Below are 14,073 nucleotides of genomic sequence, written 5' to 3'. Positions count from 1 at the left end.
CATGAACCACCCTTTCCTGACAGTGCACCGCCGCCCCCGTGTCGCCATCCTGGCCACGGGCGATGAGGTGGTGATGCCGGGGGAGCCGCTGGGCCCGGGCCAGATCGTCAGCAGCAACGGCCTGGCGCTGGCGGCCCTGGTACGGCGGCACGGGGGCATCCCGGTCAACCTGGGTATCGCCCCCGACGATGCCGGCGCCCTGGCCACCTTGGCCAAGGGGGCGGCGGGCTGCGACCTGCTGGTCACCACCGGCGGCGCCTCGGCCGGGGAGTATGATCTGGTGCGCGGCGGACTGGGCGCGCAAGGGCTTGAGCTGGACTTCTGGAAGATCGCCATGCGGCCAGGCAAGCCCTTACTGTTCGGCCGCATGGGCGGCACGCCCCTGCTGGGCCTGCCGGGCAATCCCGTTTCCAGCCTGGTGTGCGCCATCCTGTTCCTGGTGCCCGTCCTCCGCCGCCTTCAGGGATTGGCGCCGGCGGAACCGCCCCGGGGCCGGGCCGTTCTGGCCAACGCCCTGCCCGCCAATGACCGGCGGCAGGACTATTTGCGCGCCACCCTGATGGCCGGTGACGGCACCCTGCCCCACGCGGCGACCTTCCCCCAGCAGGACAGCTCCATGCTGAGTCGCCTGGCGGCGGCGGACTGCCTGGTCATCCGGCCGCCCCACGCCCCGGCGGCCGATGCCGGCGCGGTGGTGGACATCATCCCCCTGGATGGGATTTGACCTTAAACCGCCGGTGGGCTGCCCAAAATCCGTCATCGTTCGATGGTTTTTGATCGCTAGCGCTTGACGCGGGCCGTGAACCAAAATAGAACATGGCCAGTACGTTTCGGGTTTGTTCCATATCTAGCGGCTCGACACAGCAAAGGGGGCGATATGCTGACGCGTAAGCAACAGGAGCTTCTGCTGTACATCCACCAGCACCTGGGTGAAGGCGGCGTCTCCCCCTCATTCGATGAGATGAAGGACGCGCTGGGCCTGAAATCCAAGTCCGGCATCCATCGCCTGATCACCGGGCTGGAGGAGCGCGGGTTCATCCGCCGCCTGCCCCACCGCGCCCGCGCGCTGGAGGTGTTGCGCCTGCCGGACGTGACGCCGGCGCCCAAGAAGGCTGCAGCCGCCGCACCGGCGGACGTGGAACCCCGCTTCAAGCCGAATGTCATCAAGGCGGACTTTCAGGCGGGCCTTGCCGGCCGTGATCCGGGTGACGCCGTGGGGTCGGTCAGCCTGCCGCTGTACGGCCGCATCGCTGCCGGCCTGCCCATCGAGGCCATGCGCGACAGCGGCACCATCGACATCCCCGTCTCCATGCTGGGCATTGGGGAGCATTACGCCCTGGAGGTTGCCGGCGACAGCATGGTGGACGCCGGCATCCACGACGGCGACACCGTCATCATCCAGCGGTGCGAAACGGCGGAGAACGGCGCCATCGTCGTGGCCCTGGTGGACGCCGCCGAGGTGACGCTGAAGCGCCTGCGCCGCAAGAACAACTCCATCGCCCTGGAACCCGCCAACCCCAACTATGAGACGCGGGTGTTCGGCGCCGACCGGGTGCGGGTGCAAGGCCGCCTGGTGGGACTGTTCCGCCGGTATTGATCGCCCCTATCCTTGAGCAAACCCCAACGGCCCTGGCGACCTCAGTCCCAGGGCCGTTTGCTTTCCGGGTCGTGCACCGTCTCGATGCGGACGCCCCCGCGTTCGAAATACAGGGCGTGGGCGCCGCGGGCGGCCAGGACATCGGGGCCGATGACGCGGGGGGCGTCGCAACCGGCCGCCGGCACGCGGGAAATCACCAGGTCGGCGTTGTCGCAATCCTCCGCCAGGGCGTCGCGGGTCCAGGCGATGGCGACCAGACGCCCCTCCGGCCGCGCCGGATCCTGTCGCTCGGCGTGATAAAGGTCGGGGTGGTAGAGGCAGCCCAGGCTGTCACAGCGCAAACTGCCGTCATCGGTGCCCACGGTGGGCCAGGCGGGCGGCCGCCCCTCCCCGCCGTCACGCTTGCCCCAGGTTTCCACCTCGAAGCCGCCGCCGCGCGCGGAGGACAGCCACAGCTTGCCGCCACCGTCGCGCACCGCCACCATGGTGCCGCCACCGGACACCACCATGTCCGGCCGGGGCGTCAGCGGCGCCAGCAGGCAACCCAGTGCGATGGGCGCCAGGCCCCAGAGACGCCAGCGGCGGCGCCACAGCAGCAGCCACAGGCCGCCCAGCACCATCAGGCCAAAAGCCATGTCCGACAGGGCCGCCCCGTGCAAGGCCGCCCCCGGCAAGGCGGCGGTGACATGCGCCGTCCACAGGATGCCCTGGCAGCCCCAGCCGATCATGTCGATGATCCACCCCTCCAGATGGAAGGGCATGGCGACATAGGCCAGCAAGCACAGCGGCATGATCCATAATTCGGTGATGGGAATGCCGATCAGGTTGGCCAGCACCCCGTAATTGGCCACCTGCTGGAAGTGGTAAAGGCAGAAGGGCATGGTGGCGATGGTGGCCACGACCGAGGTGAGGCACAGGCCGCCCACGAACAGCAGCGCGCGCCGGATCCAACCGCCATCCTGGCGCCAGCGGTTCATGGGCGTCCGCAACACCTCATAGGTGCTGATCAGCGCCAGGACGGCACCAAAGCTCATCTGGAAGCTGGGGCCGGGCAGTTGCTCCGGCTGATACAGCAGGCAGAGGATGCCGGCGACGGCGATGGCCCGGGGGCTCAGCACCGACCGGTCGGCCAGGATGGCCACCATGGCCAGCGCCGTCATGAGGACGGACCGCAGGGTCGGCACCTGCGCGCCCACCAGCATCATGTAGGCCAGCGTCGCCAGGATGGCGAAGGCGGCCGCGTACTTCTTGATGGGATGGCGCAGGGCCAGCCCTTCCCACAAGGCCAGGGCGGCGCGGGCCGCGAAATAGAAGATCGCGGCCACCAGGCTGATGTGCAGGCCGGAGATGGACAGGATGTGCTGCAGGCCGGACACGCGCATGGCCTGAAGATCGTCGGGTGGGATGCCGGTCTGCTCCCCATTCAGCAGCGCGATGGCGATCATGGCGGGCGCACCGCTGAGACGGGCGGTCACGCGTTCGGCGATCAGTTCACGTAGGCCCACCACCCGGTCGTTCACCCAGCCGACCGGGCCAACCGGGGCCGGCGCAACCACCTCCGGCGTCTTGAAGGCGAAACCCACGGCGCCGATGCCCTGGTAGAAGGCGGAGCGGCGGAAATCATAGGCGCCCGGCTCCGGACTGTCGGGCGGAGGACGCAACGCCGCCAGGATGCGCACCCGGGTGCCGGCCGGCGGGGCGGCATCGGTTGGGCGCAGGCGGATACGTACGGCGGGCGGCGTCTGCTCCTCCGTCAGGCGGGGGATGTGGGGATCGGCCAGGGTGACGCGTACACCCTTGTCCAGCCGCTCCACATTGGCGACGCGGCCTTCCACCGGCACGGGGCCAAGGGGGCGTTGCAGGATGGGGGTCTTCAGCCAGGTGGTGCGGGCCTGAACCACGGTGAAGCCGATACCCAGGGCCAGCAGGGCCCCCAGCCCCAGGCGCAGGGCCAGCCGGTCGCCCGCCAGCCGCCACAGGCCGAAAACGCCAAGGGTGAAGACAAGACCAGCCCAGGGCGACGGCTCCAACGGCAGGGCGAAATAGATCGCGATGCCGATGCCCAGGAAGACGGGCAGCCAAAGGACCCATCGTTCCCGTTCCTCCACCAGATTGACATACGTTGATGCAACAATGCTGGCCAACGCGGCGAGCACACGATGTGTGATGCGCATCACATCTGAAGGGGGTGGCTCGGCGCCAAATTCGCTCCGCCCAGTAGCTAAATAGGATGCCGCCTCCCAGTCGTCCCCCTGCCCGGCCGCCAGATCCGGGACCGTGAAACGCGGGGGACTGCCAGTCTGTCCAGCGGGGTCCGCCTCAGGGTGCATCTTCGTTCCGGGTGTGCTATCTCAGCGGCTTCCGCATCCTGGTGATGCGCCCTCGGCGGCTTTCCCGTCGCCGGACCAGATCACCAGCTATCTCGATATTCGCGTCGCGTCGTCAACCTTTGGATGACGTCCCCTGGGAGAAACCTCCCAAATCAGGGGTGACCGTCCGAAAGAGGCTCATGACGAAGCGCCGCCGCCCGCATGCCGGAGAGTGCGTTTCCCATGAGTGTCGTCACCCGCTTCGCCCCGTCCCCCACCGGCTACCTGCACATCGGCGGCGCCCGTACCGCCCTGTTCAACTGGCTGTACGCCCGCCATCACGGCGGCACCTTCCTGCTGCGTATTGAAGACACGGACCGGGCGCGCTCCACTCAGGCGGCGGTGGACGCCATCATCGACGGCCTCAGCTGGCTGGGCCTGACCTGGGACGGCGACGCCGTCAGCCAGTTCGAGCGGCGGGAACGCCATGCCGAGGTGGCCCACGCCATGCTGGCCCAGGGCAAGGCCTATCGCTGCTACTGTTCGCCGGAAGAGCTGGAGCAGATGCGGGAGGAGCAGAAGGCCGCCGGCCTGCCCATGCGCTATGACGGCCGTTGGCGCGACCGTGACGCGTCGGAGGCGCCAGCTGGCGTCGCCCCGGTGATCCGCCTGAAGGCCCCGCGCGAGGGCGAGACGGTGCTGCAGGACAAGGTGCAGGGCGAGGTGCGGGTGCAGAACAGCCAGCTGGACGATATGGTGTTGCTGCGCGCCGACGGTACGCCCACGTACATGCTGTCGGTGGTGGTGGATGACCAGGACATGGGCGTGACGCAGGTCATCCGCGGCGACGACCACCTGACCAACACCTTCCGCCAGCTGCAGATCTACCAGGCCATGGGTTGGACGCCGCCGGACTTCGCCCACATCCCCCTGATCCACGGGCCGGACGGGGCCAAGCTCAGCAAGCGCCATGGCGCCCTGGGCGCCGAGGCCTACCGCGACCTGGGCTATCTGCCGGAAGCGCTGCGCAACTACCTGCTGCGCCTGGGCTGGAGCCACGGCGATGATGAGATCATCAGCACCGAGGATGCCGTTTCCTGGTTCAACCTGGAGGGCATCGGCCGGTCCCCATCCCGCATGGACTACGCGAAGCTGGACAATCTGAACGGCCACTACATCCGCCTGGCGGATGACGACCGCCTGGTTGGCCTGATCGGCCCCCGGCTGGTCACCGCGCTGGGGCGTGAGCTGGGCGATACCGACCATGACCTGCTGCGCCACGCCATGCCCGGCCTGAAGGCGCGGGCCAAGACCCTGGTGGAACTTGCCGCCGGTGCCCAGTTTTACGTGACGGCACGGCCCCTTCCGCTGGACGAGAAGGCCGCGCAACTCCTCTCCGACGAGGCCCGGGGCCAGTTGGCGGTCATCGCCAGCCGCTTCAAGGACGCGTCGGACTGGACCGCCGCGACCCTGGAAGGGATTGTGCGCGCCTACGCCGAAGAGACGGGCCTGAAGCTGGGCAAGGTGGCCCAGCCGCTGCGCGCCGCCCTCTCCGGCTCAACCGTCTCGCCGCCGATTTTCGAGGTGGCGGAAGTGCTGGGCCGGGCCGAAACCCTGGCCCGTATCGGCGATGTCGCAGGGGGCGCGTGACCCCCTGGCCATCATTGCCTTCGGCGGTGCGGAACACTACACTCCGCACCGCGTCATAAGACCAATAAGGGGCAGAGGGCCCCACCTCGTATAAACAAGGACGTGCCGAAATGAGCGATACGACGACCCCGGCGGCCGAAAAGAAAACGGTCACCCTCACCGATAACCAAACCGGTAAGTCTTTTGAATTCCCCGTCTTGCACGGCACGACCGGCCCCGACGTGGTCGACATCCGCAAGCTCTATGGCGAGACGGGTTACTTCACCTACGACCCGGGCTTCACCTCGACCGGCAGCTGCGAGTCCAAGATCACCTTCATTGATGGCGACAAGGGCATTTTGCTGCACCGCGGCTATCCCATCGAGCAGCTGGCCGAGAAGAGCGACTTCATGGAAGTCTGCTACCTGATGCTGCATGGCGAACTGCCGGACGCCAAGGCGAAGACGGAGTTCGAGCGCACCATCACCTATCACACCATGGTGCATGAGCAGCTGTCGCAGTTCTTCCGCGGCTTCCGCCGCGACGCGCACCCGATGGCCGTCATGTGCGGCGTGGTCGGCGCCCTGTCCGCCTTCTACCATGACAGCACCGACATCGAGGATCCGCGGCAGCGCATGGTGGCCTCGCACCGCCTGATCGCGAAGATGCCGACCCTGGCCGCCATGGCCTACAAGTACTCCATCGGCCAGCCTTTCGTGTACCCGCGCAACGACCTGGGCTATGCTGAGAACTTCCTCAACATGACCTTCGGCGTCCCGTGCGAGCCGTACAAGATCAACCCGGTCATCGCCAAGGCGATGGACAAGATCTTCATCCTGCACGCCGACCATGAGCAGAACGCCTCCACCTCCACGGTGCGTCTGGCGGGCTCCTCCGGCGCCAATCCCTTCGCCTGCATCGCCGCCGGTATCGCCTGCCTGTGGGGCCCCGCCCATGGCGGCGCCAACGAGGCCGTGCTGAAAATGCTGGCGGAAATCGGCCACAAGGACCGAATCCCCGAGTACATCGCCCGCGCCAAGGACAAGAACGACAGCTTCCGCCTGATGGGCTTCGGCCACCGGGTCTACAAGAACTATGACCCGCGCGCCAAGGTCATGCAGCAGACCTGCAAGGAAGTCCTGTCCGAACTGGGCATCAAGGACGACCCGCTGTTGGACATCGCGGTGGAGCTGGAGCGCATCGCGCTGGAAGATCCCTACTTCGTCGAGAAGAAGCTGTACCCCAACGTCGACTTCTACTCGGGCATCATCCTGAAGGCCATCGGCTTCCCCACCAGCATGTTCACCGTGCTGTTCGCCCTGGCCCGCACCGTGGGCTGGATCGCCCAGTGGCAGGAGATGATCGCCGACACCTCGCAGAAGATCGGCCGTCCGCGTCAGCTCTACACCGGTGCCACCGCGCGGGACTATGTCCCCGTCGAGCAGCGCTGAGGCATAGGCGGGCACGATGGCGGAGCGGGTTCACCCCAGCGATGGCGATAACGGGTCCGGCGGCAGCCGGCCCGGCCCCCGCGCCCGCATCCTGCCCGCCAGATCCCTGGAAGGGCCCCCGCCAGCCAACGACAACCCCGTGCCCCCGGGCCGACGGTTGAAGCGGTTGGCCTGGGCCACCTTCGCCACCCTGGGGGTGGTTCTGGGTGTCGCGGCCACCGTCGTATCCCTGCTGCACTGAGGGGCCCGGTGAGGGGCTTCCCGTTCTTCAGGAAAGGCCGTCCGGGCAACCGGGCGGCCTTTTCCGTTGCCCTATGCCTGGTGCTGGGGCCCCCGCCCGCCTCCGCGACGGAAGGTCCGGTGGTGGGCCTGGATCATATTCCCATCGCGGTGACCGACCTGGACACGGCCGCCGCGCGCTTCCGCGCCCTGGGCTTCGCCCTGAAACCCGGTAGCGCGCACGCCAACGGCATCCGCAACCAGCACGTCAAGTTCCCTGACGGGACAGAGTTGGAGCTGATCACCGCCCCGGCCGCCACCGACGCGTTGACCGCCGACTATCGACGCCTGCTGGCGGTGGGTGATGCCCCCGCCTTCCTGGCGCTCTACGCTCCTGATCATGACGCACTGACGGCAATGCTAGCATCGCTGGCGCCCAGCTTTCAGCGCGATGGCGGGATGGTCAGCTTTCCCGAAGGTGATCCGCTGCACTTCCTGTTCTTCGGCCATCGCAACAAATCCCCCACCGACCAACCGGCGCACTTCGCCCACGCCAATGGCAGCCAATCTCTCATTGGTGTCTGGCTGGCCAGTGATGACGCTAGCGTGCCGCCGCTGCTGGCGGGACTGGGCGGCGTACGCGGCACGGGCGACGCCTGTACGCCCATCTGTACCCCACACCCGCAATGGCGCTTCGCCCAAGGGACGGTCACCCTGCTGCCGGCGGATCGGCAGCGCCTGCCCGGCCGCCCCATAATTGGCGCCGTCATTCGCGTGGCGAATTTCGATCAGGCGCTGACGGTGGCGAAGGCGGCCGTGCCCAATCCCGTCATCCGTCACACGATCGAGGGCGACAGCGTCCTGGTCCCGCCGGAGGCGACGGCCGGCCTGTGGCTGGAACTGCGCGCGGTGCGACCGTGACGCAGACGGTACACAGCGAATGGGGCATGGCCGGATTGGAATCCCTACGCGACCGCGTGGCCGTGCTGGTCATCGTCGACGTGCTGTCCTTCTCCACCGCCGTGGACGTCGCCGTCAGCCGGGGCGCCGTCATCCTGCCTTTCCCTTACGGCGACGCGGCGGCGGCCCAGGCAGCGGCCGTGGAGGCCGGCGCGCAATTGGCGGCCCCGCGCCATGCGGGTGGCGGCCAGTTCAGCCTGTCGCCCCGCTCCCTCACCACCATCGCCGCCGGCACCCGGCTGATGCTGCCCTCGCCCAACGGCTCCCGGCTGTCGCTGGCCGGTGGCCCGGCGACCGTGCTGGCGGGCTGCCTGCGTAACGCCCGGACGGTGGCCCGGCAAGCCCTTGCCCTGGCCCAAGGCGCCGATATCGCCGTAATCCCGGCGGGCGAACGCTGGCCGGACGGTGGCCTGCGGCCAGCGGTGGAGGATCTGCTGGGGACCGGCGCCATCATCGACGCCCTCGGCCTGCCCCCCACGCCCGAGGCCCGGACGGCGCGCGACGCCTATCGCTCGGCCGGCACTGACTTGGCCGACATCATCCGGGGCTGCCGCTCGGGCCAGGAATTGATTGGCTGGGGCTATGCCGATGACGTGGACCTGGCGTTGGAAGTCGACACCAGCGTCACCGCCCCCATCCTGCGCGACGGCGCCTACCAGGCCTGAGTTACCAGGACATCGCCTTGACGAAGTCGATGAAGGCGCGCAAGGGCGGCGGCACCAGGCGGCGGCCGGGATAGTAGAGGAAGGGCCCGGAGAAGCTGGGCCACCAGGGCTCCAGCACCGGTTCCAGGGCCCCGCTGTCGAAGTGCGGGCGCAGCCATTCCTCGAACAGGACGACGATGCCGCTGCCGGCGATGGCGGCGTCGACAGCCAGGTCGACGGTCCCGCCCAGTTGCACCACCAAGGGCCCGGTGGGGTCCACGCGCACGGTCTCGCCCTCCCGCTCGAACTCCCACGGCTGGATGGCCCGGCCGGAGAAGCGGCCGCGCAGGCAGGCGTGGTCCAGCAAGTCACGGGGATGGTCAGGCCGGCCCCGGCGGTCCAGGTAGACCGGCGCGGCACCGGCGGCGAAGCGCTGGACCCGGGGGCCGATGGGCACGGCGATCATGTCCTGTTCCAGCCTGTCATCGTAACGGATGCCGGCATCGCAGCCAGCGGCCAGCACGTCGACGAAGTCGTCCTCGGCCGTCACCTCCAGACGGATGTCGGGATAGGCCGCGAGGAAGGGCGGCACGATGCGGGGCAGGACCAGCCGCGCCGCGCTGATGGGCACGTTGAGGCGCAGGGAACCTGCCGGCCGGTCGCGAAAGCCGCTCACGGCACCCAGCGCGGCCTCCACCTCGAACAGCGCGGGGCCAAGGCGTTCCAGCAGCCGCTCCCCCGCCTCCGTCGGCACGACGCTGCGGGTCGTGCGGTTCAGCAGGCGGACGCCCAGTTGCCCCTCCAGCCGGCGCACCGCCTCGCTCAAGGCCGACGGGCTGCTGCCGCTCACCCGGCCACCGTCGCGGAAGCCCCCGGCCCGCGCCACCACGACAAAGGCGTTCAGGTCACTGAGATCGGCTTTCATTGTTCGTTTTTCCGCACAGCCCGTGCCGATCCTGCCCGATTATCGCGCAGCGGGATAGAGGCGATAATAAGGGCACAACCCAAGGAGATCCCCATGTCCCACAATCAGCCCGCTACCGTCCGCTTGGTCGCCCGCTTGGGTGACCTGACGGTGAAGCGTATCGGCTACGGCGCCATGCAGTTGGCGGGGCCGGGCGTGTTCGGCCCACCCAAGGATCCGGAGGCGGCACTGGCCGTGCTGCGCGCGGCGGTCGCCGGTGGCGTGAACCACATCGACACCAGCGACTTCTACGGCCCCCACGTCACCAACCGGTTGATCCGCCAGGCGCTGCACCCCTACCCCGACGATCTGGTCATCGTCACCAAAGTCGGCGCCCGGCGTGGCAGCGACGGTTCCTGGCTGCCTGCCTATTCCCGTGAAGACCTGACCCAGGCGGTGCACGACAACCTGCGCAACCTGGGCCTGGACGTGCTCGACGTCGTGAACTTCCGCTGCATGTTCGACGTCCACCATCCGGTCGAGGGTTCATTGGAAGAACCGCTGAGCGTGCTGGCCGACCTGCGGCGCCAGGGCCTGATACGCCACATCGGCCTCAGCAACGTCACCGCCACCCAGATCGCGGAAGGACGGCGTATCGCGCCCATCGTCTGCGTCCAGAACCAGTACAACCTGGCGCACCGGGGGGATGACGCCCTGATCGACGCGCTGGCCCGGGATGGCATCGCCTATGTCCCGTTCTTCCCGTTGGGCGGGTTCAGCCCTCTACAGTCTTCCACCCTCTCGGACGTGGCTGATCGCCTGGACGCGACACCCCTGCAGGTGGCGCTGGCCTGGCTGCTGCAACGCGCCCCCAATATCCTGCTGATCCCCGGCACTTCCTCCATTCCGCATCTGACGGAAAACCTGGCGGTGGCCCAGCTGACGCTGCCGGCCGAGGTGGTGGCGGAACTGGATACGGTGGGTGCCTTGGCCGCCTGATCCGGTTTCTACCCGTCCAGCGCCCGGGCAAGCACCTCGAAGATGCGCGGGTTGTCGCACTGGGCGACATTGAAGCGCAGGAAACCGTCGGCGGTGTTGGTCAGGCTGAAGACGTCGCCCGGCGCCAGCACCACACCGTGGTCTAGCGCCCGGCGCGCCAATACCACGGATGACGCGCCGGGCGGCAGGGCCACCCACAGGAACATGCCGCCCCGGGGCTCCGTCCAGGCCTTAAGGCCCAAGGCCTCCAACCGGCGCACCGTACGCCCCATGGCGCCAGCCAGGCGGGCGCGTACACCTTCCATATGCCGGCGGTAGCTGCCATCGGTCAGCAGTTGGTGCACCACCCGGGGGTTAGTGGTGGCGTTGCCGAAGGCGGTGGCCAGCTTCACGTCGGCGATGCCCTGCGCCCAATCACCCCGGGCCACGATGTACCCACAGCGCACGGCGGCGGACAGCGTCTTGGAAAAGCTGCCGATGTGGATGACGCGCTCCAGCCCATCGAAGGCCGCCAGCCGGGGCGCGGGCTCTGCCTCGAAGTCGCTGAAAATGTCATCCTCGACGATCAGGATGTCGTGCGCGGCCGCCAGGGTCAGCAGCTTGTGCGCCACTGGGGCCGTCAGGCTGGCGCCCGTCGGGTTGTGCAGGGCGGCATTGGTGATGTACAGCCGCGGCCGGTGGGTGGCGGCGGCCTGGGCGAAGGCCGCCAGGTCCGGCCCCATACGGGTATAGGGCACAGGCACCGCCCGGGCACGATGGGCCGCCACCACGGTCTTGAAGTTGTAGTAGCAGGGATCATCCAACAGGACGAGGTCCCCCGGCTCCAGCAGATAGCGGCACACCAGGTCGATGGCCTGGCTACCGCTATCCGTTAGCAGGATCTGATCCGCCGCCGCGGTGATGCCCCGGGCGGTGAAGCGGTCGGCCAAATGACGGCGCAGGGGAAGATGCCCCTGGGGACTGTCGTATTCCAGCAGGGCCGACGCCGGCGCCCGCGCCAGACCACGGAAGGCGCGGCGGATGGCCGGTTCCGGCATCCAGTCGCCCGGCAGCCAGCCGCAGCCAGGCTTCAACACGCCCTCACCCGGCTCCAGGGCTTGGCGCATCAGCCACAGCGGGTCCACCGCCCGGTCCGGCGGTGGTTGCGCGCCAGCCAACGCGGTCCCCATCAGGGCCAGGGGCGCTGCCCGCTTGGCGACATAAAAGCCCGAGCCCGGCCGCGCCGCCAGCACGCCCTCGGCCACCAGACGATCGTAGGCCTCCACCACCGTGGATTTGGAGACGCCCAGCCGTTCCGCCAAGGCGCGGATCGACGGCGCGCGGGCGCCCGGCGCCAGCAGGCGACCATCCACCCGGGCATGGATGTCGGCCATGACCGTCTCCACCAAGGTGCGGCCGGCACCCATCTCGGTCGACTGTATCACCATTTGGACCAGTACAGTTCAGGGAAACCGTACTGCACCTTACCTTGTGAGGGCCGGTTAAGGAAGGCACCATCGGCATCCCTTGCCAACCCCAGGACGCCTTGCCATGACGGACACCGCCATCCCCACCATGCCCACCGCCCCCCTGGCCGGTTCCCTGGCTCCCGCGCGTCGCCCGGCTGCGGGTCTTATTTACGGCCTGATTGGCGTGGTCATTTTCAGCGGCAGCCTGCCGGTGACCAAGATCGGCCTGAACGGACTGGACGCCAGTTTCCTCAGCCTGGCCAGGGCGGCATTGGCGGGGGTGGTGGCCTTGGGGTTGTTGGCCTTGGCGCGCCCGCGCCGACCGTCGGCCCGTGACGTGCCAGGCCTGGCGGTGGTGGCGCTGGGGGCGGTGATCGGCTTCCCCCTGCTGTCGGCGCTGGCCATGCGATGGATGCCCAGCACCCACGCCATCGTCTTCAGCGGGCTGCTGCCGATCTCGACCGCCGTCTTCGGCGCGTTGCGGGGCGGGGACCGCCCGCGTGCGCCCTTCTGGATATTCTCCTGCGTCGGCGCCATTGCCATCGCCACGTACGCGCTGGCGCCGGCCATCCTGGCGGGCGGCTTCCACCTGGCGCCAGGCGACGGCCTGATGATCCTGGCCATCGCCGTCTGTGGCTTGGCCTATGCCGAGGGTGCCCGGCTGTCGCGCCATCTGGGCGGCTGGCCGGTGATCTGCTGGGCGCTGGTCCTGTCCCTGCCGCTGATGGCGCCCCTCGCCTGGGCCACCTTCCCCGCCGACTGGCGGGCCGTGCCCCTGCCCGCCTGGGGCGCCCTGGCCTATGTCACGGTGTTCAGCATGCTGCTGGGCTTTTTCTTCTGGTACCACGGCCTCAGCCTGGGGGGCACCGCCGCGGTGGGGCAGGTCCAGTTGCTGCAACCTTTTTGCAGCTTCGGCCTGGCGGCGATGTTGTTGGGCGAACCGGTAGGCCCGGCGGTGCTGGGCACAGCCCTGGTGGTGGTGCTGTGCGTGGCCGGCGCCCGCCGGGCGGCGCGCCGGGGATAATTCAGGCCAGCCCCGACTGCTCCGCCTCGCGCTCGCGGGCGTTGATGACGCGCATGACCACCTCGGCCGCGCGGCGGCTGGGCGGGGTGTCGCCCTGGCCCAGCCAGGCGGCCACCTCGGCCACGCCCTCGATCTGCTCCTGGCGGGCGGCGGGATCGTCCAGCAGACGGCCCAGGGCCTCCGCCAGGCGCGAGGGCCGGCAATCCTCCTGCAGCAGTTCAGGCACCAGCATGCGGTTCAGCATGATGTTGACCAGGTTGACGAAGCGCACCTTGATCAGCCCGCGATACAGGCGATAGGTCAGGGAATGGATGCGATAGGCGATGACGGCCGGCAACCGCGCCAGCGCCAGTTCCAACGCCACCGTGCCGGACGCCGCCAGGGCCGCTTCGCTGGCGGCGAAGGCGTCGTACTTGTCCTGGTCGCCCTCCAGGATCACGGTCGGCAGGGGCCAGGACTTCACCGCCTCCTCAACCAGGGCCTTGGTGGCGGGCACCGTCGGCACCGCCGCCACCACGCGCGGCAGGCGGGGCGCCAGGATATCCAGGGCGCCCTTGAAATCCGGCAGCAGCTTGGTGACCTCGCTGCGGCGGCTGCCGGGCAGGATGGTGACCACCCGGGTATCGGATTCCAGGTTGTGCGTGGCGCGGAAGCGGTCGGCATCGCCGGCGTCGGCGCCACTCTCCACGATGGGGTGGCCCACGAAGCTGCAGTCCAGCCCCACTTTCTCGAAGTAGGGCGGCTCGAACGGCAGCAGGGCCAGCAGATGATCCAGGAACTTGGCGATCTTGGCCGCCCGCCCCGGACGCCAGGCCCAGACGGTGGGCGCCACGTAATGGATCAGGGGGATGTCCGGGTTGGCCTTCTTCACCCGGCGCGCGACACGGAA

At 68.8% G+C, this 14,073-nt stretch carries 13 protein-coding genes; 9 read left to right on the top strand and 4 right to left on the bottom strand.

Going from position 1 to position 14,073, the window contains the following annotated elements; translation table 11 throughout:
* Together I55_RS08305 and lexA are read left to right on the top strand one after the other, a co-directional pair.
* A partial coding sequence (locus I55_RS08305) for a molybdopterin molybdotransferase MoeA (protein ID WP_044560050.1) occupies positions 1 to 724 on the top strand: 724 nt, incomplete at its 5' end.
* 153 nt (positions 725 to 877) lie between these two features.
* A complete protein-coding gene (lexA, locus tag I55_RS08300; RefSeq protein ID WP_044560049.1) occupies positions 878 to 1,597 on the top strand; it encodes a transcriptional repressor LexA in 720 nt (239 codons plus the stop codon).
* A gap of 41 nt (positions 1,598 to 1,638) precedes the next feature.
* Here the strand turns inward: lexA and I55_RS08295 are convergent, their stop codons facing one another.
* Complete coding sequence (locus I55_RS08295) at positions 1,639 to 3,771, bottom strand: ComEC/Rec2 family competence protein (protein WP_159107141.1); 2,133 nt, start codon at positions 3,769 to 3,771, stop codon at positions 1,639 to 1,641.
* 378 nt (positions 3,772 to 4,149) lie between these two features.
* Between I55_RS08295 and gltX the strand changes: the two genes are divergently transcribed.
* The 5 genes from gltX to I55_RS08270 all read left to right on the top strand — a co-directional run bounded on the left by gltX (position 4,150) and on the right by I55_RS08270 (position 8,830).
* Positions 4,150 to 5,556 carry a glutamate--tRNA ligase gene (gltX, locus tag I55_RS08290; protein ID WP_044560048.1) on the top strand — a complete coding sequence of 469 codons (1,407 nt, stop codon included), beginning with the start codon at positions 4,150 to 4,152 and terminating at the stop codon, positions 5,554 to 5,556.
* A gap of 110 nt (positions 5,557 to 5,666) precedes the next feature.
* Complete coding sequence (gene gltA, locus I55_RS08285; protein ID WP_044560047.1) at positions 5,667 to 6,986, top strand: citrate synthase; 1,320 nt, start codon at positions 5,667 to 5,669, stop codon at positions 6,984 to 6,986.
* 16 nt (positions 6,987 to 7,002) lie between these two features.
* Complete coding sequence (locus tag I55_RS36920; protein ID WP_044560046.1) at positions 7,003 to 7,227, top strand: hypothetical protein; 225 nt, start codon at positions 7,003 to 7,005, stop codon at positions 7,225 to 7,227.
* A 122-nt stretch (positions 7,228 to 7,349) separates the two neighbouring features.
* Positions 7,350 to 8,126 carry a VOC family protein gene (locus I55_RS08275; RefSeq protein ID WP_159107140.1) on the top strand — a complete coding sequence of 259 codons (777 nt, stop codon included), beginning with the start codon at positions 7,350 to 7,352 and terminating at the stop codon, positions 8,124 to 8,126.
* A complete protein-coding gene (locus tag I55_RS08270) occupies positions 8,123 to 8,830 on the top strand; it encodes a 2-phosphosulfolactate phosphatase (RefSeq protein WP_049973948.1) in 708 nt (235 codons plus the stop codon). Before I55_RS08275 ends, I55_RS08270 begins: the two co-directional genes overlap by 4 nt.
* 1 nt (position 8,831) lies before the next feature.
* Here I55_RS08270 and I55_RS08265 read toward each other — a convergent pair whose 3' ends face one another.
* A complete protein-coding gene (locus I55_RS08265) occupies positions 8,832 to 9,734 on the bottom strand; it encodes a LysR family transcriptional regulator (protein ID WP_044560043.1) in 903 nt (300 codons plus the stop codon).
* A 93-nt stretch (positions 9,735 to 9,827) separates the two neighbouring features.
* On the opposite strand from I55_RS08265, the gene I55_RS08260 reads away from it, so the two are divergent.
* On the top strand, positions 9,828 to 10,712 hold the full coding sequence (locus I55_RS08260; protein ID WP_044560042.1) for an aldo/keto reductase family oxidoreductase: 885 nt from the start codon (positions 9,828 to 9,830) through the stop codon (positions 10,710 to 10,712).
* Between the two features lie 8 nt (positions 10,713 to 10,720).
* Here the strand turns inward: I55_RS08260 and I55_RS08255 are convergent, their stop codons facing one another.
* Positions 10,721 to 12,139 carry a PLP-dependent aminotransferase family protein gene (locus tag I55_RS08255; RefSeq protein WP_044560041.1) on the bottom strand — a complete coding sequence of 473 codons (1,419 nt, stop codon included), beginning with the start codon at positions 12,137 to 12,139 and terminating at the stop codon, positions 10,721 to 10,723.
* 103 nt (positions 12,140 to 12,242) lie between these two features.
* Between I55_RS08255 and I55_RS08250 the strand changes: the two genes are divergently transcribed.
* A complete protein-coding gene (locus I55_RS08250; protein WP_083900939.1) occupies positions 12,243 to 13,184 on the top strand; it encodes a DMT family transporter in 942 nt (313 codons plus the stop codon).
* A gap of 1 nt (position 13,185) precedes the next feature.
* Here the strand turns inward: I55_RS08250 and lpxB are convergent.
* Positions 13,186 to 14,073 (bottom strand): lipid-A-disaccharide synthase (gene lpxB, locus I55_RS08245; protein WP_044560040.1); only part of this gene is annotated, 888 nt, incomplete at its 5' end.

The organism is Azospirillum sp. B4 (assembly GCF_000333275.1).
Taxonomy (GTDB): domain Bacteria; phylum Pseudomonadota; class Alphaproteobacteria; order Azospirillales; family Azospirillaceae; genus Nitrospirillum.
The sequence above is the reverse complement of the archived record's forward strand: the minus strand, read 5'-3'. Positions and strand labels throughout refer to the sequence as shown.

What these genes read in the sequence shown, in the direction of transcription:
- lexA (WP_044560049.1), top strand. Translation starts at nt 878, where the DNA reads ATGCTGACGCGTAAGCAACAGGAGCTTCTGCTGTACATCCACCAGCAC.
- I55_RS08295 (WP_159107141.1), bottom strand. Translation starts at nt 3,771, where the DNA reads ATGCGCATCACACATCGTGTGCTCGCCGCGTTGGCCAGCATTGTTGCA.
- gltX (WP_044560048.1), top strand. Translation starts at nt 4,150, where the DNA reads ATGAGTGTCGTCACCCGCTTCGCCCCGTCCCCCACCGGCTACCTGCAC.
- gltA (WP_044560047.1), top strand. Translation starts at nt 5,667, where the DNA reads ATGAGCGATACGACGACCCCGGCGGCCGAAAAGAAAACGGTCACCCTC.
- I55_RS36920 (WP_044560046.1), top strand. Translation starts at nt 7,003, where the DNA reads ATGGCGGAGCGGGTTCACCCCAGCGATGGCGATAACGGGTCCGGCGGC.
- I55_RS08265 (WP_044560043.1), bottom strand. Translation starts at nt 9,734, where the DNA reads ATGAAAGCCGATCTCAGTGACCTGAACGCCTTTGTCGTGGTGGCGCGG.
- I55_RS08260 (WP_044560042.1), top strand. Translation starts at nt 9,828, where the DNA reads ATGTCCCACAATCAGCCCGCTACCGTCCGCTTGGTCGCCCGCTTGGGT.
- I55_RS08255 (WP_044560041.1), bottom strand. Translation starts at nt 12,139, where the DNA reads ATGGTGATACAGTCGACCGAGATGGGTGCCGGCCGCACCTTGGTGGAG.
- I55_RS08250 (WP_083900939.1), top strand. Translation starts at nt 12,243, where the DNA reads ATGACGGACACCGCCATCCCCACCATGCCCACCGCCCCCCTGGCCGGT.